General features: G+C 67.3%; 18 protein-coding genes, 2 rRNA genes and 1 pseudogene. 18 read left to right on the top strand and 3 right to left on the bottom strand.

All coding sequences use genetic code 11. The features are described from left to right. The 3 genes and pseudogenes from ACIBK2_RS05575 to ACIBK2_RS05565 form a co-directional block, all read left to right on the top strand. Nucleotides 1-99: ribosomal RNA gene (locus tag ACIBK2_RS05575) — 23S ribosomal RNA — on the top strand; the annotation flags it as partial. A gap of 140 nt (nt 100-239) precedes the next feature. Beyond that, nucleotides 240-356 (top strand): 5S ribosomal RNA (gene rrf / locus ACIBK2_RS05570). Between the two features lie 1,145 nt (nt 357-1,501). Then, nucleotides 1,502-2,479, top strand: a pseudogene (locus ACIBK2_RS05565) (hypothetical protein); the annotation flags it as partial. Nucleotides 2,480-2,926: 447 nt separating this feature from the next. Here ACIBK2_RS05565 and ACIBK2_RS05560 read toward each other — a convergent pair. Then, nucleotides 2,927-3,475: a DUF1062 domain-containing protein gene (locus tag ACIBK2_RS05560; protein ID WP_396963978.1), complete on the bottom strand. Its 549-nt coding sequence runs from the start codon at nt 3,473-3,475 to the stop codon at nt 2,927-2,929. Nucleotides 3,476-3,887: 412 nt separating this feature from the next. On the opposite strand from ACIBK2_RS05560, the gene ACIBK2_RS05555 reads away from it, so the two are divergent. From ACIBK2_RS05555 to recN, 6 genes are all read left to right on the top strand, one after another. Further along, the gene (locus ACIBK2_RS05555) at nt 3,888-4,202 is read left to right on the top strand and encodes a hypothetical protein (RefSeq protein ID WP_396963976.1); all 315 of its coding nucleotides are present in this window, start codon (nt 3,888-3,890) and stop codon (nt 4,200-4,202) included. A gap of 311 nt (nt 4,203-4,513) precedes the next feature. Then, nucleotides 4,514-5,449, top strand: a complete 936-nt coding sequence (locus tag ACIBK2_RS05550; protein WP_396964056.1) for an HAD-IIA family hydrolase — start codon at nt 4,514-4,516, stop codon at nt 5,447-5,449. Nucleotides 5,450-5,462: 13 nt separating this feature from the next. Continuing rightward, nucleotides 5,463-5,771: a hypothetical protein gene (locus ACIBK2_RS05545; protein ID WP_396963974.1), complete on the top strand. Its 309-nt coding sequence runs from the start codon at nt 5,463-5,465 to the stop codon at nt 5,769-5,771. 1 nt (nt 5,772) lies between these two features. Continuing rightward, nucleotides 5,773-6,594, top strand: a complete 822-nt coding sequence (locus ACIBK2_RS05540) for a TlyA family RNA methyltransferase (protein WP_396963972.1) — start codon at nt 5,773-5,775, stop codon at nt 6,592-6,594. Next, the gene (locus ACIBK2_RS05535) at nt 6,591-7,574 is read left to right on the top strand and encodes an NAD kinase (protein ID WP_396963970.1); all 984 of its coding nucleotides are present in this window, start codon (nt 6,591-6,593) and stop codon (nt 7,572-7,574) included. Before ACIBK2_RS05540 ends, ACIBK2_RS05535 begins: the two co-directional genes overlap by 4 nt. Continuing rightward, nucleotides 7,568-9,343 (top strand): DNA repair protein RecN, encoded by a 1,776-nt coding sequence (gene recN / locus ACIBK2_RS05530; RefSeq protein ID WP_396963968.1) that lies wholly within the window; start codon nt 7,568-7,570, stop codon nt 9,341-9,343. The genes ACIBK2_RS05535 and recN overlap by 7 nt, the downstream gene beginning before the upstream one ends. 107 nt (nt 9,344-9,450) lie before the next feature. Here recN and ACIBK2_RS05525 read toward each other — a convergent pair whose 3' ends face one another. Beyond that, on the bottom strand, nt 9,451-9,870 hold the full coding sequence (locus tag ACIBK2_RS05525; protein WP_357389908.1) for an SRPBCC family protein: 420 nt from the start codon (nt 9,868-9,870) through the stop codon (nt 9,451-9,453). Between the two features lie 139 nt (nt 9,871-10,009). After that, the gene (locus tag ACIBK2_RS05520; protein WP_396964054.1) at nt 10,010-11,029 is read right to left on the bottom strand and encodes a peptidoglycan DD-metalloendopeptidase family protein; all 1,020 of its coding nucleotides are present in this window, start codon (nt 11,027-11,029) and stop codon (nt 10,010-10,012) included. A 566-nt stretch (nt 11,030-11,595) separates the two neighbouring features. On the opposite strand from ACIBK2_RS05520, the gene steA reads away from it, so the two are divergent. From steA to scpB, 9 genes are all read left to right on the top strand, one after another. After that, entirely contained in the window at nt 11,596-12,810 is a 1,215-nt protein-coding gene (steA, locus tag ACIBK2_RS05515; RefSeq protein ID WP_396963965.1) for a putative cytokinetic ring protein SteA, read from the top strand. Nucleotides 12,811-12,823: 13 nt separating this feature from the next. Beyond that, nucleotides 12,824-13,768, top strand: coding sequence for a copper transporter (locus ACIBK2_RS05510; protein WP_396963963.1), 945 nt, complete (start codon nt 12,824-12,826; stop codon nt 13,766-13,768). Between the two features lie 244 nt (nt 13,769-14,012). Continuing rightward, entirely contained in the window at nt 14,013-15,734 is a 1,722-nt protein-coding gene (locus ACIBK2_RS05505; RefSeq protein ID WP_379292098.1) for a CTP synthase, read from the top strand. Nucleotides 15,735-15,738: 4 nt separating this feature from the next. Next, on the top strand, nt 15,739-16,398 hold the full coding sequence (locus ACIBK2_RS05500; protein ID WP_396963960.1) for an NUDIX domain-containing protein: 660 nt from the start codon (nt 15,739-15,741) through the stop codon (nt 16,396-16,398). A gap of 12 nt (nt 16,399-16,410) precedes the next feature. Then, on the top strand, nt 16,411-17,364 hold the full coding sequence (gene xerD, locus ACIBK2_RS05495; protein ID WP_396963958.1) for a site-specific tyrosine recombinase XerD: 954 nt from the start codon (nt 16,411-16,413) through the stop codon (nt 17,362-17,364). A gap of 135 nt (nt 17,365-17,499) precedes the next feature. After that, a complete protein-coding gene (locus tag ACIBK2_RS05490; protein WP_396963956.1) occupies nt 17,500-17,640 on the top strand; it encodes a hypothetical protein in 141 nt (46 codons plus the stop codon). 225 nt (nt 17,641-17,865) lie between these two features. Beyond that, nucleotides 17,866-18,810 (top strand): ParA family protein, encoded by a 945-nt coding sequence (locus tag ACIBK2_RS05485; protein ID WP_379292109.1) that lies wholly within the window; start codon nt 17,866-17,868, stop codon nt 18,808-18,810. A gap of 506 nt (nt 18,811-19,316) precedes the next feature. Further along, complete coding sequence (locus ACIBK2_RS05480; RefSeq protein ID WP_396964051.1) at nt 19,317-20,186, top strand: segregation and condensation protein A; 870 nt, start codon at nt 19,317-19,319, stop codon at nt 20,184-20,186. A gap of 482 nt (nt 20,187-20,668) precedes the next feature. Next, on the top strand, nt 20,669-21,313 hold the full coding sequence (scpB, locus tag ACIBK2_RS05475) for an SMC-Scp complex subunit ScpB (RefSeq protein WP_357390528.1): 645 nt from the start codon (nt 20,669-20,671) through the stop codon (nt 21,311-21,313). Nucleotides 21,314-21,394: the final 81 nt, after the last annotated feature.

Genomic DNA, 21,394 nt, shown 5'->3' with positions numbered 1-21,394 from the left:
GGTTAAGGCCCCCCACAGACCATGGGGTTGATAGGCCAGAACTGGAAGCTCGGTAACGGGTGTAGGTGACTGGTACTAATCGGCCGAGGACTTACCAACAAAGAAGCTACGCGTCCACTGTGCAGTATCTGAAACAACACACAGACACTGCGGCAGACACCTGAGTCTGCGAATTCCCCATCCTGTGGGGGTTTGCCGACCTGTTGGTGTCAGCGCTGCTGTGGATAGTTTCATAGAGTTACGGCGGCAATAGCGGTAGGGAAACGCCCGGTCCCATTCCGAACCCGGAAGCTAAGCTTGCCAGCGCCGATGGTACTGCACTCGACAGGGTGTGGGAGAGTAGGACACCGCCGGAACATCCTTCGCGATAGGGGACCCAGATTCTGGGTCCCCTATCGTCGTTTCAGCACATTGTGATGCTGCCGTGTCAGGCCCCCACCAAGACACGTGATTGAATTTGTGGGGCCCCGACCACTCTTGCGGACCTCAGAAAGGGATCACCGTGTCGGAACAGAACGACGACCGGAAGTCCTCCCCGCGCGGCGAGGGATCCGATCGCCCAGCTCAGGGCAGCGGTGGTGCCGGCAACGACTCCGCCAAGAACCGCCCCGACCGCGAAAGCGGCCAGCGCGGCGGCTTCAAACGAAACAACGACTCCAGCTCCGGCGGCGCAGACCGTCGCGGCGACGCAGGCGGACGCAGCGGATTCGGCCAGCGCGGCGACTCGGCCCAGCGCGGCAATTCCAGCGACCGTCCCAGCTCCGGCGACCGAGGCGGCTTCAACCGCAGCGGCGATTCGAGCTCGCGCGGTAGCGCAGGCGACCGCGGCGGCTTCAACAACCGTGGCGATTCCGGCAGCTCTAACCGCGGTGGCGATTCGGACAACCGCAGTGGCGGCGACCGTGGTGGTTTCAACCGCGGCGGTGATTCAGGCGCCCGTGGCGGCTTCAAACGTAGCGGTGACTCGACCGGGCGCAGCGATTCCAGCCGCGGAAGTTCCAGCGAGAGTGGCGGTTTCAAACGCGGCAGTGACTCGGGCGATCGCGGCGGTTTCAACCGCAGCGGTGGTTCCAGTGACCGTGGTGGTTTCAATCGCAGTGGCGATTCGGGCAGTCGTGGCGGTTTCAACCGCAGCGACTCCAACGATCGCGGCGGCGCTAACCGCGACAATGCTTCGGGGGAGCGCGGCGGTTTCAAGCGCGGTGGCGACTCGACCGGACGCAGCGATTCCAACCGTGGAAGTTCCAGTGACCGTGGCGGTTTCAATCGCGGCAGCGATTCGGGCGACCGTAGCGGCTCCAGCCGTGACAGTGCCTCCGGTGATCGTGGTGGTTTCAACCGCAGCGGGTCCAGTGACCGTGGCGGTTTCAACCGCGGCAGCGATTCGGGCGATCGTGGTGGTTTTAACCGTGGCAGTGGTTCCGGTGACCGTAGCGGTTCCAGCCGTGACAGTGCCTCCGGTGATCGTGGTGGTTTCAACCGCAGCGGCGGGTCTGCCGATCGTGGCGGTTTCAACCGTGGCAGTGACTCGGGCGATCGCGGTGGTTTCAACCGCAGCGGTGGCTCAGGTGACCGTGGTGGATTCAATCGTGGTGGCGACTCGGGTGGCCGTTCCGACTCCGGTGATCGTGGTGGGTTCAAGCGTGGCGGCGATTCTGGTCGTGGCGGGTTTGATCGCAGCAGCGATTCGCGGGGGAACGGGCCGGATGATCGGCGTCGTGGGGGCGAAGGTGCTCGCAGTGGTGTGGGTGGTGATCGGTCGCAGGATCGGCGTCCGCCGCGTCCCGAGGAGCCCGATCTTCCCGATGACGTGCAGCCGGCCGACTTGGAGCCCGCTGTCCGTCGCGACCTGCTGAGCCTGGACAAGTCGAACGCGGAAGCCGTGGCCCGCCATCTGGTGATGGCCGCCAAGCTGATCGATGACGATCCACGCCTGGCCCTCGCGCACGCCCGTGCCGCTCGGCAACGCGCGGGCCGCATCGCCGTGGTTCGCGAAACCGCGGGCGTCACCGCCTATCACGCGGGCGAATGGGCCGAAGCACTCTCCGAGCTGCGTACCGCCCGCCGCATGTCCGGCGGTTCCGGCCTGCTCGCGGTCATGGCCGACTGCGAACGCGGTCTCGGCCGTCCCGAACGCGCCATCGAACTCGGCCGCAGCGACGAGGCCCGTGCCCTCACCGGCGACGAAGCCACCGAACTGCGCATCGTGGTCGCCGGTGCCCGAATGGACCTCGGCGAATACGACCAAGCCGTCGTCACCCTGCAGACGTCCGAACTGGACCCGTCCCGCACGGGTTCCGCCGCGGCGCGCCTCTTCTACGCCTACGCCGACGCTCTCGTCGCCGCGGGCCGCACCGACGAGGGCCTGACCTGGTTCCTCAACTCGGCCTCCGCCGACCTCGACGGCGAAACCGACGCAGAAGAACGCGCCGAAGAACTCACCGGCGGCACCCGTCCCGCCGACGACCTCGAGCTGTAGCCGGTGACTACGGCCTGTCCGGCGAATCTCTTCGGGCAGGCCGTAGTTCCGAGGCCGGCCTCGACGGCGAAACCGACGCAGAAGAACTCGCCGAAGAGCTCACCGGCGGTACCCACCCCACTGACGACCTCGAGCTTTACCGGTGACTACGGCCCGTCCGGCGAATCTCCGGACAGGCCGCAGTCTTGAGGATGGCTCAGCGCTTGAGCGTGAAGGTGAAATCGCCCGAGAGCTTGCCGCTGAGCCGGACTGACGGAACGAGACTGACGAGGGCCTGACCTGGTTCCTCAACGCCGCCTCCGCCGGACCTCGACGGCGAAATCGACGCAGAAGAGCGCGTCGAAGAACTGACCGGCGGTACCCACCCCGCCGACGACCTCGAGCTGTAGCCGGTGACTACGGCCTGTCCGGCGAATCTCCGGACAAGGCCGCAGTCTTGAGGATGGCTCAGCGCTTGAGCGTGAAGGTGAAATCGCCCGAGAGCTTGCCGCTCAGCCGGACTGCCGAAACGAGACTGCCCTTGGCGAGCAGTCGCTCGACTTCGGCTCGCGAAAAGCCGAAGCCTTCGGCGATCAGTCGTACCGGCCGGACCGGGATCCGCGCCGCGAAGCCGACCGAGACGTCGACCGCCTCGTCCGCCGGCTGATCCGATCCGCCGGTGTCGAGGCGCCAGGTGTTGTCCCAGTCGAGGGCGATGTGATTGCGGCGCTGCACGATTGGATCCTGGAGCAGCTCAGCTGTCAGGCCAGGGTCGTTGTCATGCAGCCGGTCCAGCAGCTCAGGTCGGATGGAACGGACATGCATTCGATCCAGGATCGTGAGCTTCGTAGTTTCTCCGCACCCGATGCAGAGCGCGAGGAGCCAGGCGTCGATGAGCTTGTGGTTGGCGTTGACGCGAAATTTGCCACTGGCTCGGAAACGCTCGGACGAGCACGCGTGACAGCGGCGGCGAACAAGTGGCAGGCAGGTGGGTACGACCACCCAGTTTTCGAGCATAGAAGTACACCGGTTTCAGTGAGAGGTGAGCAGCACAAAGCAGCGCGGCGCACATGTGCGGCGCTTCAGTGCTGGGGAGGTCTCACAGGGTGTACAGCGGAATGTCCTCGGCTAGACGGCTCGGTTCGTCAGCACGGTAATGGCACACAGCGGCGCTGTTCCACTGATTTTCGAGCGCGTCGCCGCAAGCGAGATCAGGACCGAAGCGTGCTGACCAGTCTCTTGGCTTGTCCGGCCACTCACCGGGATTCGTTGTGCCCGTTGATCTCTTCGACCGAATGCCCAACTATGGTTGGGCGGACCGCGTAGTGTTCGTGGCGCGAAATCGCTACGGGTGTGCTGACTTCGGGTCGGCGACGCGGTATGGGTCGGGGACACATTACGGGACTGTCTGATTTCAAGGAGATGCACGATGAGTTGTATTCGGGTCACTGTATTCGTCGGCTTGGCCGCCGCGGCGCTGACTGCGATGGGCACCGTTTCGGCTAACGCCGAGCCGTCCAACTACGGCGATCAGGCCAAGAAGGCCTGCGCCGACGCGGGCTTCGAATACACCGAAAGCATCAACCTGCCCGGCGGCGTCTCCGCCAAGGCGACCTGCCACAAGCCCGGTGAAGACGTGGTTCAGTTCGTCCCGATGCCGAAGGACACGGACTGCTCCCTCCCCGGCATCATGTCGCCGAAGGCAGGCAAGGCCGACGGCCAGGGCAACTGCGTCACTGGTTAATACACGAGACATGCCCAGCGGGACATGAGGGCGGCGAATCGAGAGAGGAGCCGCCGTCATGTCCCGTTCGTCGTTGTTGGGCACCTTGGGCTGTCGCGAAACACCAGATGTTGTCCGCTGCGGCATATGTGAGCATGCGCGGGTGGGTCGGTGCCATGCGTTTCCTGTCGGACTGCTGGCGTAGTGTTCGGATGTCTCGGACCGGCCGAAGCCACTGCCTCGGCGTGGTGGCAGGCGTCCGGCGGATGCAAAGTTCGGCGCTGTACAGGGCAACGATATGGAAGACATGAGGAACATGCGGGGTGCCGGAGTTGGAGACTTTGGATAAGTCGGCGCGGAGGGAGCGCCTACGAGATCGCTATGAGGCCTTGCTGTTGGATCTGGACGGCACCTTGTATCGCGGCGACGCGGTGATCGAGGGTGCGCCGGAGGCGTTGGTCGATGACGGGGCCGCGCAGCGGCTGATGTATGTCACGAACAACGCGAGCAGGGGACCGGAGACGGTTGCTGCGCATCTCACCGAACTCGGTTTCCGCGCGACCACCGATGAAGTGGTGACGAGCGCGCAGGCCGCTGCGCGGCTGCTGGCCGAACAGCTGGAGCCGGGGGCGACCGTGCTGATCATCGGCTCCGATGACCTGGCCGCCGAGGTGACTGCGGTGGGTCTGCACCCCATCCGCCGCTTCGACGACACGCCGCCCGCCGCTGTCGTACAAGGACATTCACCGCAGACCTGCTGGGCCGACCTCGCGGAAGCGGCCTACGCCCTGCGCGCGGACGCACTGTGGGTCGCGGCCAATACCGACAAGACCCTGCCGAACGAGCGCGGCCTCGCGCCGGGCAACGGATCGATGGTCGCGGCCTTGCGCACTGCCTCCGATCGCGAACCGATCGTCGCGGGAAAGCCCTACGCACCTCTGCTCGAAGACGCCCTCGTGCGCGCCGGAACCCGCAGTGCCCTGGTCGTCGGCGATCGCCTCGACACCGACATCGAAGGCGCGAACACCGTCGGCCTCGAATCACTGCTGGTCCTGACCGGCGTCAGCACCCTCGACGAGCTGAAAGATGCCGCCGCCGAGTCCATCCCCACCTACGTCGCCGAGTCACTGGATGCGCTCAACTATCCACCGATACCCGCCGAAACGGACGTCGACCCGAGCGACCTCGCCGCGCACCTGGCCGACCGGTTGCGGCGCAACCCGGGACGAGCCGTGACGGTACGCGCGTCTGGTTCGGAAATCCGATAGCGTTGACGCCACGATGACTATTCCCATGCCCCGCCCCACCGGCCCAGGTATGCCCGGCGCGAACGGCCCTCGCCCGGGGGCCCCGCTGCCCGGCCAGCATCTGCCTGGCGGACCAGGGCACCCGCAGCCGGCCGACCCGGAGCGCATCCGCAGCGAGATCGACGCCCTGCTCACCGAACTCGCGACGCGCACCAGCTGGCCCGGCTCACCCACCGCGGCCGAGGGCGCCGAATCCGGCACGGACATCACCCGCCGCGCCCGCATCCTGGAGCAGGCGCACGACGTGCTCGTGCAGGCACTGGCCACGGTGGACAAGATCTGAGGTGGCCAGACGCGCGCGCGTGGACGCCGAACTGGTTCGCCGCGGATTGGCGAGATCGCGGGAACACGCGGTCGAGCTGATCGGGGCCGGTCGCGTCCTGATAGCTGGAACGGTCGCCGTGAAACCGGCGACCGCCGTCGAGGCGGGCACACCGCTGCTGGTCCGTGAGCAGCCCGACGAGGTGTCCTGGGCCTCTCGCGGCGCACACAAGCTGCTCGGCGCACTGGAGGCCTTCGAGCCCGCCGGGCTGACCATCGCGGGTAAGCGCTGCCTCGACGCGGGTGCGTCGACCGGCGGCTTCACCGATGTGCTGCTGTCGCGCGCGGCCCGCGAGGTGATCGCGGTGGACGTCGGCTACGGCCAGCTGATCTGGCGGCTGCAGAACGACGACCGGGTGCGGGTGGTAGATCGCACCAACGTGCGCAACATCACCACCGAAACCATCGGCGGCACAGTCGAACTGGTCGTCGGTGACCTGTCCTTCATCTCCCTCGGCCTGGTGCTGCCCGCGCTGGCCGCGTGCACCGCGCCGGGTGGTGACCTGCTGCCGATGGTGAAACCCCAGTTCGAGGTCGGCAAGGACCGTGTCGGCACCGGTGGCGTGGTGCGTGACCCGGCGTTGCGCGCCGAGGCGGTCCGCGATGTCGCGACCGCGGCGGCGGCGCTCGGCCTGCGCACCGAGGCCGTAGTGGCGAGCCCGTTGCCGGGCCCGTCGGGCAATGTCGAATACTTCGTATGGTTGCGCAAGGACGGGCAGCCGGTGGACGACGGTGAGCGAGTCGCTGCTCTCGTCGAGCGTGCGGTTGAGGAGGGTCCACAGTGAACGCGACCAGGTCCGGTGGCCGAGAGATCCTGCTGGTGGCACATCCGGGCCGGGCGGAGATCATCGAGACCGCCCATCGGGTGGCGAAGATCTTTGCGGATGCGGGCATCTGCCTGCGGGTGCTGGCCGACGAGGCCGTCGATACTCGGTTCGAGGCCGCGGCGGGCGGCTATCCGGTGCGCGTGGTCGAGCACGGTCCGGAGGCCGCCGTCGGCTGCGAGCTGGCGCTGGTACTCGGCGGCGACGGCACCTTCCTGCGTGCCGCGGAACTGGCCCGCCCGGCGGGCGTGCCCGTGCTGGGAATCAACCTGGGCCGCATCGGTTTTCTGACCGAGGCCGAGGCCGAGAACCTGGATGACGCGCTGGCACACGTGGTTCGGGGCGACTACCGCATCGAGGACCGGATGACCATCGACGTGACCGTCCGGGTGGACGACGAGGTGGTGCAGACCGGTTGGGCGTTGAACGAGGCAAGCATCGAAAACGCCTCGCGGATAGGCGTACTGGAGCTGGTGCTGGAGGTGGACGGGCGGCCGGTGTCGTCGTTCGGCTGCGACGGCATCCTGATCTCCACTCCCACCGGTTCCACCGCGTACGCATTTTCCGCCGGCGGGCCGGTGGTGTGGCCGGAACTCGAAGCGCTGCTGGTGGTTCCGAGTAATGCGCACGCGTTGTTCGCGCGGCCGCTGGTGACCAGTCCGGCCTCGCGGATCGCGGTGGAATGCGCGGCGACCGGACACGATGCGATAGTTTTCCTGGATGGCAGGCGCACCGTCGAACTGCCGCGCGGCAGCAGGTTGGAAGCGGTCCGCGGTGCTCAGCCGGTGCGCTGGGTGCGGATCGACTCCGCGCCGTTCGCGGACCGGATGGTGCGCAAGTTCCAATTGCCCGTGACAGGCTGGCGTGGCCGACGGCGGACGGAGAGCAGCCCGGGGACGGCAGCCGGCGGAGCCGGCGGGGTGGGTGAGGACCAGTGCTGACAGAGATCAGGATTGATGGCCTTGGCGTTATTTCTACGGCCACTGCGCAATTCCATGAGGGTCTCACTGTTCTTACCGGCGAGACCGGTGCGGGCAAGACCATGGTGGTCACCAGCCTGCACCTGCTGAGCGGTGCCAGGGCCGACGCGGGCCGGGTTCGGCTCGGTGCCGATCGTGCCGTCGTGGAGGGCCGATTCACCGTCGACGACGTGAACGACGCTGCCCGCGCGGAAGTGGCGCAGGTGCTGGAATCGGCTGCGGCAGTACAGGATGACGATGGCAGCATCATCGCGATCCGCACGGTCGGCAGCGATGGTCGTTCCCGCGCGCATCTGGGTGGGCGTGGTGTACCGGCTTCGGTGCTCGCCGATTTCACCGCGTCGCTGCTCACGGTGCACGGCCAGAACGATCAGCTGCGCTTGCAGCGCCCTGATCAGCAGTTGTCCGCGCTGGACCAGTTCGCGGTCGAGACCGTCGGGCCGCTGCTGCGCAAATACACTGTGCAGCGCCGCTCCTGGCTGGATGCCCGCACCGAACTGCTCGAACGGACCGCGCGCAGTAGGGAATTGGCGCAGGAGGCGGACCGGCTGCAGCATTCGCTGTCCGAAATCGACGCCATCGCACCGGAACCCGGTGAGGACGTGCGCATCGTCGACGAGGTGCGCAGGCTCAGCGATCTCGATTCGCTGCGCGAGGGCGCGACGACCGCGCACGACGCGCTCGCCGGGCCTGTCGATTCGCCCGAAGAGGGTTCGGGCGCACTGGAATTGCTCGGTGCCGCGCTGGCCCGGATCGACTCGGCCGACGATCCCGCGCTGACCGCGCTCGGTCCCCGGCTCGGCGAGGCCATCGCGGTGGTGGTGGATCTGACCACCGAACTCAGCGGCTACCTTTCGGATCTGCCGTCCGATCCCGGTGCCCTCGACTCGCTGCTCACCCGCCAGGCCGAGCTCAAATCACTGACGCGCAAGTACGCGCCCGACATCGACGGCGTGATTGCCTGGGCCGAGGACGCCCGCACCAAACTCGGCTCGCTCGACGTCTCCGAGGAAACCCTGGCCGCGTTGGCCGCCGAGGTCGATATCGCGGCCGAGCGGGTCCGGGAGGCGGCGCGCAAGCTGAGTGCTGCGCGCAAGAAGGCCGCGGGCAAGCTCGGGTCGGCGGTGAGCGCCGAATTGGGCGGTCTGGCCATGGGTAAGGCCAGGCTCGAGGTCGAGGTGCGGCCGATGCCCGCGGGACCGCAGGACTCCGCGCCGCTGACCATCGACGGAAAAGACGTGCACGCCGGGTCTTCCGGCATCGACGAGGTGGAGTTCCGGTTGTCCGCGCACTCGGGTGCGCAGTCACTTCCGTTGAGCAAGAGCGCCTCCGGTGGTGAACTCTCCCGGGTGATGCTCGCCCTCGAGGTCGTGCTCGCCAGCTCCGATCACGGCGCGACCATGGTGTTCGACGAGGTCGACGCCGGCGTCGGCGGGCGGGCGGCGGTCGAGATCGGCCGCAGGCTGGCCCGCCTGGCCCGCACCCACCAGGTCATCGTGGTCACCCACCTGCCCCAGGTCGCCGCCTTCGCCGACACCCACCTGGTGGTCGACAAGTCCGACGACGGCAAGGGCAAGGTCAACAGCGGCGTACACGCCCTCACCAAGGACGAGCGCGTCATCGAATTGGCCCGCATGCTGGCCGGTCTCGACGACACCGAAACCGGCCGAGCCCACGCCGAGGAACTCCTCGACCTCGCCCGCACCGAAAAGTCCGGCGCGACCGTCTAACACGTCCCACAGCCGCACGCCTTCTGACATACGCACGCGTGTCAGGGCGGCGAGTCTGCGTGCGGGGGATCAGAAGTCGTGCGGCTGCGGGTGGTGTGTCGGCCGAACTAGCGCACGGCCTTCTGGGCGGCCTTGATGAACTGGGTGATGAGGTTCTTCAGGCCGAACTCGAGGACCTTGGCGGGCACGGGGAGGCTGGGCTCGGACTCCATTGTGTAGGAGACCAGGGTGCCGTTGTCGGCGTCGGTGAAGGTCACCACGCCGACGTGCCGCTTCACCGGGGCACCCTTGACGATCTTGTATTCCATCCGCTCACCGGGCACCAGCTTGGTGATCTCCTCGGTGACGCCGACCGGGCCGACCCCGAGCAGATGCTGCGCGCCGACCCCTTCACGCTCGGTGAGCCCGGGCTTGGTCAGCTTGACCTGGATCGGAAGGTACGGGCTGATGCTCTCGCGGTCGGCGAAGAGCCGATACACCACATCGCGCGGGGCGGCGATGACGGCGTCGACAGTCGTGCTGGCCATGGGGTCTCCTCTTCGAGTTACCTGTGACGGGCAGCATATAGGTATCACCTTGGAGAGCCCTCAGCCGATGTAACCGGTGTCACAGACAGTTGCCTCGACGTATCGTCGACTACCTCGCGTCGTGGATGACCGTACGAAGTCAGTCGCGCTCTTGGCCGAGGCTGATGCCGCGGGTGGCGAGCCAGGGGAGGGGGTCGATGCGGTTGGTGCCGTTGAGCCAGACCTCGAAGTGGCAGTGCGGGCCGGTGGCCTCGCCGCGGTTGCCGACGGTGGCGATCTGGTCGCCCGCCATTACGCGTTGGCCGACGTTGACCAGTGAGGTGTTGATGTGGCCGTACACGGTGATGGTGCCGTCGTCGCCGAGCAGTCGCACCCACATGCCGAAGCCCTCGGCCGGGCCCGAGCTGATGACGGTGCCGTCCTCCACCGCGACGATCGGGGTGCCGATGGGTGCGGCGACGTCTACGCCGGGGTGCAGTGCGCCCCAGCGCATTCCGTAGCCGGAGGTGAAGGTGCCGGAGGTGAACTTCATGAACAGCGGGCGCAGTTTCGCGGCGGCCTCGGCGGATATTTCGTCGGCGACCTTGCTGCCGTTGCTGAGGATGTCGCTGAATTGGCCGAGGTCGACGGGTCCTTCGTCGAGCAGTCCCGGCTCGGCGGCGGCCGGTTCCATGGTCTGAGCCTGCGGTTGGCCGAGCGCCATGGGGGCCACGGCTTCCACGGGTGGCTTGTCGTTGCTGGTCGATAAGTTCTGTCCGGCGGCGACGAGCGCACCGGCGGCAACCGCGATGATGGCGGCGCGGCCCTTCAGCGCGGCGGGCGGTGCGGGCATCCGATGCTTGCCACCGCGGCGCTTGGGTCGAACCGGAAGGTCGGCGACGGGGGATGGCTGCGGATCTGCCAGGGGGCGCGGGTCGGCCGATCGCGCCCAGTCGTCACTCGACTGTGCCCACGACTCCTCGGCCTGCCACGAATTGTCCGGCTGCGGCGGTTGATCGGCGGCCTGCCACGAATCGCGGGGCCGCGTCCGCTGGTCGGTGGACGGCCAGGAATTGCCCGGCCGCGTCCGTCGATCCGTGGACGGCCACGAATTGCCTTGCCGCGTCCGCTGATCCGCTGACGGCCGCCGATCGCTCGACCGTGCCCGCTGATCATCCATCGACGGCCACTGGTCCGCGGGCCGCGCCCACTGATCATCCGCAGCCCACTGATCCTCGGCCGCCCACTGCTCATCCGACGACCACGAGTCATCCAGCGGCGGCCACGAATCGGCCCGCCCCGGCGAGTAGCCATAACTTTGCTGACCGCTGTCCGAATCGCGCAGATCGGCCACAAATCGCCGATCGGCATCGAGAGTCCGGTGCCTGCTCATCGAATCGACCGCATTTGTCGGCAATGTCCAGAACCTGGCGAAATCGGAGAAATGTCTGGTCTTCGGCGCAAAAGCCCGGTCTCCCTGGCTATTTCGAGGCACATCACGCAGTCGTCCTTTGTCACGTCTCGTCGAACTGTCGTCGGGGCTGGTCGACGGTAACGAAACGGTAGCGGTCCTGCTCGCCGGACGCGCGCGATAGCGGCCATTATGTGACGCCCGCCACGTTTGACGCGCCGCACTGAGTTCTTCCGCGTGTCGTGCATCGTGTCACTGTTGTCACAGTGATGTATGTGGTAGGCCGACGGCGCGCCTCCACCAACGGTTGAGGGTTTGCGGGCAGCATCGGGGCCATGAAGATGCTGGCGTTGTTGTCGAGGAACACCGAAACGCTGCCCGGCCTCTCCGGGATAGCCCGGGTGGATCGCAACACCCGGCGCCTGCTGAAACGGGTCGGACCAGGCGATGTCGTCGTGCTCGACGAGATGGACCTGGATCGGCTCACCGCCGATCGGCTGGTCGAGGCGGGGGTGGTCGCGGTGATCAACACCTCGCCGTCGATCTCCGGCCGCTATCCCAATCTCGGCCCGGAAGTGCTGGTGGCGAACAACATCCTGCTGCTGGACACGGTGAGCTCGGATGCGTTCAGCAAGATCAAGGATGGCGTCAAGGTCCGCATCGACGAGGGTGTCGTCTATGCCGACAAGGTGATCAAGAAGGAGCCCGAGGTCCTGGTCAAGGGCATCGAGCTCACCGATTCCGATATCGCCGAGCGGATGATCGAGGCCCGCAACGGGCTGGCCGACCACCTCGAGGCGTTCGCGGGCAACACCATCGAGTTCATCCGCACCGAGAGCGCGCTGCTGATCGACGGCATCGGCGTGCCGGAGCTGGAACTGTCGATGAAGCACCGGCACGTGGTCGTGGTGGCCGACGGCCCCGATCACGCCGAGGACCTCAAGCGGCTCAAGCCGTTCATCAAGGAGTACGTGCCGATCATGGTCGGCGTCGGCCGCGGCGCGGACACCCTGATGAAGCAGGGCTACCGGCCCGACCTCATCGTCGGCGACCCGGACGAGATCACCAGCGCCACCTTGAAATGCGGCGCCGAGGTGATCCTGCCCGCCGACACCGACGGCCACGCCAAGGGCCTGGAACGCATCCAGGACCTCGGCATCGGCGCGACCACCTTCCCGTCCTCCGGCGCACCCGCCGACCTGGCGCTGCTGCTGGCACACCACCACGGCGCGTCGCTGATCGTCACCGCGGGCGCCGCCGCCACCCTCGACGACTTCTTCGACCGCAGCCGCCGGGAGAGCAACCCGGCGACCTTCCTCACCCGCCTCAAGCTCGGCACCAAGCTGATGGACGCCAAGGCCGTCGCCACGCTGTACCGAAACCGGGTCTCCGGCATCGGCATCGCACTGGTGGTGCTCGCCGCCCTGATCGCGGTGATCGTGGTGCTGCTCGCCTCCAACACCGGCACCGACGCCATGGCCTGGGCCACCGACACCTGGGACCGGTTCGCGCTGTGGGCGCAGGGCCTCGTCGGTGCGGGCGATAAATGACCAAGGGAGAACGATGATCTCGTTACGTCAGCACGCCGTTTCGATCGTGGCGATCTTCCTGGCCCTCGCCATCGGCGTGGTGCTCGGCTCGCAGACGCTGGCGGCGGATCTGCTGTCCGGGCTACGCGCGGACAAATCGGATCTGCGTCAACAGGTCGACACGGTCTCGGACCAGAACCGGCGCCTCACCGATCAGCTCAACGCGGCCGACCGCTTCATCGCGGGCGCCGCGGGCCGCATCCTCGGCGGCACCCTGACCGATCGCACCGTCGCGGTGTTCACCACCCCCGACGCCGATCCCGCCGACATCGAGGGCGTGACCAAGTCCCTCGAAACCTCCGGCGCCACCATCACCGGCCGCATCTCGCTCACCGACGCCTTCGTCGACGCCACCGAGGGCGACCGGATGCGCACCACGGTCACCAACGTCATCCCCGCCGGCGCCCAATTGCGCACCGGCGCAGTCGATCAGGGCAGCATGGCCGGCGACCTCCTCGGCATGGTCATGCTGCTCGATCCGGCCAACGGGCAAACCCGCGGCACCCCACAGGAACTCGGCCTGGTCCTGGAAACGTTGCGCGGCGGCGGCTTCCTCGCCTATGGCGACACCCCGGTCCGCCCGGCCCAATCGGCGGTCGTGATCACCGGCAACGGGGCGAAGTCCGGCGAGAACAGTCAGGGCGCGAACATCGCGCGCTTCGCCGGTGCCTTGCGCGGACGCGGCGCGGGTGTCGTACTCGCCGGACGCTCCGGCGCGGCCGAGAACCCAGGACCACTCGCCATCGTCCGTTCCGACGGCCCGCTGGCCACCTCCGTGAGCACCGTCGACAACCTCGACCGCGAGATCGGCCGCGTCACCACCGTGCTCGCACTGAGCGAGCAACTGAACGGCGGCACCGGCCGATACGGCACCGGCGAGAAGGCGACCTCCCTCACATTGGCGTCCGCGCCGCGATAGACGCATGTGCACAAAGCAGTGCCTCGCAAATCTCACCCGACCACAACGCGCGAGTTCTGCGAGCGCCGGTCGCGGCCCGTCTCGCTGCCCAGTGGCCGAAGCGCATGCGCCGCAGGCGCGAGTCTCGGCCGCTCGGCAGCGAGACACCAGGGGGCCGCGACCCCGCCGCGCCCGCGCGGCATATACACAGCAAACGTGCGTGGCGTTAGAACTGGACGCCTGATCCGTGTTACCGTGAAGACCCGTGGGTCATACACGGAATCAGGCGCGAACGGCCACGAAGCACATCTTCGTCAGCGGTGGAGTCGCCTCCTCATTGGGTAAAGGTCTTACCGCCTCCAGCCTCGGTCAGCTGTTGACGGCGCGTGGACTGCGCGTCACGATGCAGAAACTCGACCCGTATTTGAACGTCGATCCCGGCACCATGAACCCCTTCCAGCATGGAGAGGTTTTCGTGACGGAGGACGGGGCCGAGACCGATCTGGATGTCGGTCACTACGAGCGGTTCCTCGACAGGGACCTGACCCGGGACGCGAATGTCACGACCGGGCAAATCTATTCGACAGTCATCGCCAAGGAACGTCGCGGCGAGTATCTCGGTGACACGGTGCAGGTGATCCCGCACATCACCGACGAGATCAAGAGCCGGGTGCTCGCCATGAGCGCGCCGGATGCCGACGATCAGACTCCCGACGTGGTCATCACCGAGATCGGCGGCACCGTCGGCGATATCGAGTCGCAGCCGTTCCTCGAGGCGGCTCGCCAGATCCGTCACGATGTCGGCCGGGACAACGTTTTCTTCCTGCACGTCTCGCTGGTGCCCTATCTCGCCCCCTCGGGTGAGCTCAAGACCAAGCCGACTCAGCACTCGGTGGCGGCCTTGCGCAATATCGGCATCCAGCCCGACGCGCTGATCCTGCGCTGCGACCGCGAGGTGCCGCAGGCGCTGAAGAGCAAGATCGCGCTGATGTGTGACGTCGACGTGGACGCGTGCATCTCCACTCCGGATGCGCCGTCGATCTACGACATCCCGCGCGTGCTGCATCGCGAGGGCCTGGATGCCTACGTGGTGCGCAAGCTCGGGCTGCCGTTCCGCGACGTGGACTGGACCGTGTGGGGCGATCTGCTCGACCGGGTGCATTCGCCGCGCGAGACGGTCGAGGTCGCGCTGGTCGGCAAGTACGTCGACCTGCCCGACGCCTACCTCTCGGTCACCGAGGCGCTGCGCGCGGGCGGTTTCGCCTCGCGGGCCAAGGTGCTCATCCGCTGGGTGCCCTCGGACGAGTGCGAGACCCCGGCCGGTGCGCAGGCCGCGTTGCGTGACGTGGACGCGGTGCTGATCCCCGGCGGCTTCGGTATCCGCGGTATCGAGGGCAAGGTCGGCGCCATCCGTTACGCCCGCGCTCGCGGTATCCCGCTGCTCGGGCTGTGCCTCGGACTGCAGTGCGTGGTCATCGAGGCGGCGCGTTCGGTCGGTCTGGCCGAGGCCAACTCGGCCGAATTCGAGCCGGACACACCGCATCCCGTCATCTCCACGATGGCCGATCAGGAACAGGCCGTGGCGGGTGAGGCCGATCTCGGTGGCACCATGCGGCTGGGTGCCTATCCGGCCACTCTGGCGAAGGGTTCCGTCGTCGCGCAGGCGTATGGCAGCGAGCAGGTTTCCGAGCGGCACCGGCACCGCTACGAGGTGAACAACGCCTACCGTGACCGGATCGCCAAGAGCGGGCTGCGATTCAGCGGCACCTCGCCGGACGGGCACCTGGTGGAGTTCGTCGAACTGCCCGCCGACGTGCACCCGTTCTTCGTCGCCACCCAGGCGCACCCGGAGCTCAAGAGCCGGCCGACCCGCCCGCATCCGCTGTTCGCGGCTCTGGTCGCGGCGGCCCTGAAATACAAGCTCGCCGAGCGTCTTCCGGTCGACATCCCGGACGAGGAATTCGCGAGCGCGGCGGACCAGGCCTAAGGCGATGACGCAGGACGGTGGCACCGAACCGGGCAGCCACGATTTCGAGACCGTATCCAGCAAGACCGTCTACAGCGGCGCCATCCTGGCGCTGCGGCTCGACCAGGTGCGGATGCCCGGCGGCAAGGTCGCCGAGCGTGAGGTGATCGAGCATCACGGTGCCGTCGCGGTCGCCGCGATCGACGACGACGACAACGTGGTGCTGATCAACCAGTACCGGCATCCGATCGGCAGGCGGCTGCTCGAGCTGCCCGCCGGCCTGCTCGACCTGCCCGGCGAGGACCCGCTCGTCGCCGCGCAGCGCGAGCTCGCCGAGGAGACCGGGCTGGCCGCCCGCGAATGGCATGTGCTGGTGGATGTGGCGCTCTCGCCGGGATTCACCGACGAGGCGTTGCGGGTGTACTACGCCCGCGGGCTGTACGAAACCGACCGTCCGGAGCCGGAATTCGAAGAGGCCGACCTGAAAGTCGTGCGGATGCCGGTCGATGAAGCCGTGCGCGCGGCGTTGGCCGGGGAGATCGTCAACGCGACCGCCGTGGCCGGTGTCTTCGCGCTGGCCGCGGCGCGGGCGGGCAATACCGAGCTACGGCCCGCGGACGCACCGTGGCCCGGGCAGCCCACCGCGTTCCTGCGCCGCAAGGCCGCCGCGAAGACGACGGACTGACGGGGGCCGCGGGTGCTCGCGCGGGAATTGGACGCCTACCTCGACCATCTCGCGGTCGAGCGCGGCGCCGCGCGCAACACCCTCGGCGCCTACCGGCGTGACCTCGGCCGGTATCTCGACTTCCTGACCGGGCGCGGGATCGCCGCGCTCGATCAGGTCGCCGAGGCCGATGTCGCCGAGTTCACCATGGCGTTGCGGGCGGGCGGCACCGAATTCCCGCCGCTGGCCGCGAGTTCGGTGGCCCGCGCGTTGATCGCGGTGCGCGGGCTGCATCGGTTCGCCGCGGCCGAGGGGATGACCACCACTGATGTGGCGCATGCGGTGAAACCGCCGGCACCGGGTCGCAGGCTGCCTAAGGCGCTGCCCTATGACCAGGTGCTGAAGCTGCTGGAGGCTGCGGGTGGCGGTTCGGTGAGCGATCCCGATGCCGCGCCGGGCACCGACGGTGGCCCACGCGGGCTGCGTGATCGTGCGCTGTTGGAACTGCTCTACTCCACTGGCGCACGGATTTCCGAGATGGTCGGACTCGACGTCGACGACATCGATACCGATGAACGCGCCGTCGTGCTGCACGGCAAGGGCGGCAAACAGCGCATGGTGCCGATCGGCAGACCCGCGCTGGCCTCGGTCGACGCATACCTGGTCCGGGGGAGACCCAAGCTCGCCGCGAGCGGAAAAGGCAACGCAGGCGCGCTGTTTCTCAACGCACGCGGTGGGCGGTTATCGCGGCAGAGTGCCTGGCAGGTGCTGCAGACCGCCGCCGAACGCGCGGGCATCGGCGCCACCGTCTCGCCACACACGTTGCGTCACTCCTTCGCCACACACCTACTCGATGGCGGCGCGGATGTGCGTGTGGTCCAAGAACTCCTGGGCCACGCCTCGGTAACAACCACCCAGATCTACACGTTGGTCACCGTCAACACCCTCCGCGAGGTCTGGGCCACCGCCCACCCCCGCGCCCGCTGACCCCTCGGACATCGAGTCGAGTCATATGGTCGCTATCCAAGATCGTTCAGCGACCCTATGACTCGACTCGATGTGGCCTCGTCGTCCCGACGGGCGGGGGGTGTGCGTTCGTGGATGGCTCGGGCGAGTTTTGCTGTGTTGACACCAGGTATCGTCCGTTTCGAGTACTTTCGGCAGCTCGGTCGAATTGCCCGCGGGGAGGCGGAATGGGACAGCATGGATGAGTTGCGCGACCGCTTCGACGTGCGTTTCGACGGTGACCCGGAGTGGCGCTGAGCGATACGCGGTAGCGTCTTGCTGTTCGCGGCACGGCGTGGTGCTGCGAACACGCCGCGCGCGTCGCGGCACTTGCACCCTCGTACGCGGTAGCGTCTATCGGGAGTCGGACCGTACGAAAGCGAGGGTCGGGCCTGATCGGCCTCGCTACGCTCGGCGAGGCAACGGGCAGGAACGTATAAGGAGCAGCGGATCGTGACATCAGCCGAAGCGGCAGAGCCGCCGATGGGTGCTGGGGCGGAGCCGCGCACGGGGCAGCGCACCGGTCCGTACTCGGAGGCCGCGGCCGAAACCCTGTGGGGCACCGGGGCCGAACCGGTCCCGGAGGACGCGGCACTCGGACCCACCGGGCGCCCACTGCGCCTCGTGCCGGACCCGCCACCGCTCGAGCGGCACGGCGACGCCCTCATCGTCGCCATGTGCAACCAGAAGGGCGGCGTCGGCAAGACGACCTCCACCATCAATCTCGGTGCCTCGCTGGCCGAATACGGGCGCAAGGTGCTGCTGGTCGACCTGGACCCGCAGGGCGCGCTGTCCGCGGGATTGGGTGTGGCCCACCATGATCTCGACCTCACCGTGCACGATCTGCTCGTCGGTTCCAAGGGTTCGATCGATGACGTGCTGATGCCGACCCGCGTCGAGAACATGGATCTGCTGCCAAGCAACATCGATCTGTCGGCGGCGGAAATCCAGCTCGTCAACGAGGTCGGTCGCGAGCATTCCCTCGGCAGGGCACTGCATCCCATTCGCGACAAGTACGACTACATCATCATCGACTGCCAGCCCTCGCTCGGCTTACTGACCGTCAACGCGTTGGCTTGTTCGGATGGTGTGATCATTCCGATGGAATGCGAGTACTTCTCGCTGCGCGGGCTCGCGCTGCTCAACGACACCGTGGAAAAGGTGCGCGATCGGCTGAACCCGAGGCTGAGCCTGTACGGGATAGTGGTCACCATGTTCGACGCCCGACTACTGCACTCACGTCAGGTGATGGCACGCGTCGTCGAGGTGTTCGGCGACCTGGTCTACGACGCCGCGATCTCGCGCACCGTCCGCTTCCCGGACGCCAGCGTGGCAGGCGAACCGATCACCACGTGGGCACCGAAATCCGGTGGAGCCGAGGCATATCGGGCGATGGCGCGGGAAGTCATCCACCGGTCGGGCCGGTGATCGGCGGCACCGACGCCGCGCCACCCGCTACCAACCACTCGACCGGCCAAGGGGTCGCGCACGGCGACGACCACCCGTCGGGCGACCTCTTGGAGCGAGCCTCCGCGCGCGCCGACGACCCGGACGATCCGCCCACACCCCCGGACCTGGCCGCATCCCACGACACCCCCGTGCTCGATGATGTCGACATGCCCGACGAGCCATCCACCGCAGACTCCGACTCGGAGCCGACCGCTGCGGACGATGTCGCCGAGCAGGCAGCGGACTCGGACGATCCCGTCGTCCGAGACGACGCTGTCGCACCGACGGACGGAGTTGCCGCAGCTGATTCCAGCGGCGCGGATGATGTTGCGTTAATCGATGATGCGGCCGTGCCCGGCGACGATGCGCCCACGGTCGGAGGCTCTGCGGTCGTGCCCAGCGGCGTTGGGTCCGTGCCCGCCGACAAGAGGGCCGTGCCCGGCGAAGCTGCATCCACGCCCGGCGATGCTGCGCCCGCGGATGTCATCGCTACCTCCGGCGACGACTCCGCGCCCGAGGAGAAGAAGTCCGGATTTCATCTGCGGCTGAGCAACTTTCAAGGGCCGTTCGATCTGCTGCTGACGCTGATCAGTTCGCGCAAGCTCGATGTCACCGAGGTGGCGTTGCACCAGGTCACCGACGAGTTCATCGCCTACACCAAGGCGTTGACCGCGGCGCTGTCCGACGATACCACGCATAAACTGCGGGCCGACAAGATCCTGGATCAGACCACCGAATTCCTGGTTGTCGCAGCCACGTTGCTCGACCTCAAGGCGGCGCGGCTGCTGCCGTCGGGGGAGATGACCGACGCCGAGGATCTCGAACTGCTCGAGGCACGCGACCTGCTGTTCGCGCGGCTGCTGCAATACCGGGCGTTCAAACAGGTGGCCGAACTGTTCGGCGAGCTGGAGGCCGTTGCGCTGCGGCGATACCCGCGTGCGGTCGGCCTGGAGGACTGCTTCGCCGACCTGCTGCCCGAGGTTACGCTGGGAGTAGACGCGCACGAGTTCGCCGCGATCGCCGCAGCCGCCTTCCGTCCCCGCCCGGTGCCGAGGGTCGGCCTCGACCACCTGCACGCGCACTCCATTTCGGTCGCCGAACAGGCCGCACTCGTACTCGAACGCCTCAAACTACGCGGCAAAGGCGGCTGGACCACCTTCAGCGAACTGGTCGACGACTGCACCGTCCCGATCGAAATCGTCGCCCGCTTCCTGGCCCTGCTGGAGCTGTACCGAGGCAAAACGATCGAGTTCGACCAGCCCGACCAACTCGGCCAACTGTCGGTCAGCTGGATCGGCGACGACGTCCCGGACGCCGAGCAGGCGGACCTGAATATCGAGGAGGACTACGGGTGAACGACTCCGTGGACGCCGACGTCTCGGATACCCGGGACGCCGACGCCGACGCGACGGAAACCGTCCGCGAGCACACCGACGCGGTCGGGCACTCAGCCGACGCGACACCCGTGGACGACTCGACGCGCACCGCCTCGAGCGAAACCGCGGTAACCACGAAGGAGTCCGCAACATCTGACGCCGCCACCGAGGTTCGGGCGGTCGCTGACCAGACTTCGGTTGATGCTGATGCCACAGCCTCGGTTGCTGATGGTGTGACTTCGGTTGCCGATGATGCCACCCCGGCCGCTGATGCCGCGACGACGGATGTCGACAACGCCACTTCAGTTGCCGATGACGCGACGTCCGATCCTGACGACGCGCCGTCGAACTCCGTGGATGCGACTACAGACGCCGAGTACGCGAATCCGGACGCCGACGACGCAAACCCAGCCACCCACGACGCGACACCAGTCGCCAATGACGCAGTCGCCAACAACACAGTGGCGGAGTTCACCCCCGAGCATCTCGAGGACGCTGAATTTCGTTCGGCGTTGGAGGCGATGTTGCTTGTTGTCGACGCTCCGGCCCCGGTAGAGCAGCTGGCGGCGGCGTTGGACGACACCACCGAGCGGGTGGATGAGGTGTTGCGGGAGATGCGGGCGGAACTGTCCGCGCGGGGCAGTGGGATCGATCTGCGTTTCGTCGGGGACGGGTGGCGCTTCTATACTCGCAGCGAGTACGCGCCATATGTTGAAAGGGTGCTGCTCGATGGTGCCCGCACCAAATTGACGCGGGCGGCGTTGGAAACTCTGGCGGTGGTGGCATACCGTCAGCCGGTGACCCGGACCAGGGTCAGCGCGGTGCGCGGCGTGAACGTCGATGGGGTGATGCGCACGCTGCTGGCCAGGGGCCTGCTCGCCGAGGCAGGCGTCGACCCGGAAACCAACGGGACGATGTATTGCACGACCGAGTTGTTCCTGGAGCGGATCGGACTCGCGTCGCTGACCGATTTGCCGCCGCTGGCGCCCCTGCTCCCGGGCGTCGACCTGATCGATGAGATCAACGAGAGCCTGGATACGGACCCCCGTTACACCAGGCTGAAAAAACCCGCCGAGGCCGACTTGGACCTTGGCAGCGAGGATTGACAGGACAAAATGAATACTTCCGCTCGCCGAGATGGCACACCGGATCGCAGGAAACGCAATGACGAGCAGCAGCGTCCCGTA

The organism is Nocardia sp. NPDC050175 (assembly GCF_044459885.1).
GTDB lineage: Bacteria > Actinomycetota > Actinomycetes > Mycobacteriales > Mycobacteriaceae > Nocardia.
The sequence above is the reverse complement of the archived record's forward strand: the minus strand, read 5'-3'. Positions and strand labels throughout refer to the sequence as shown.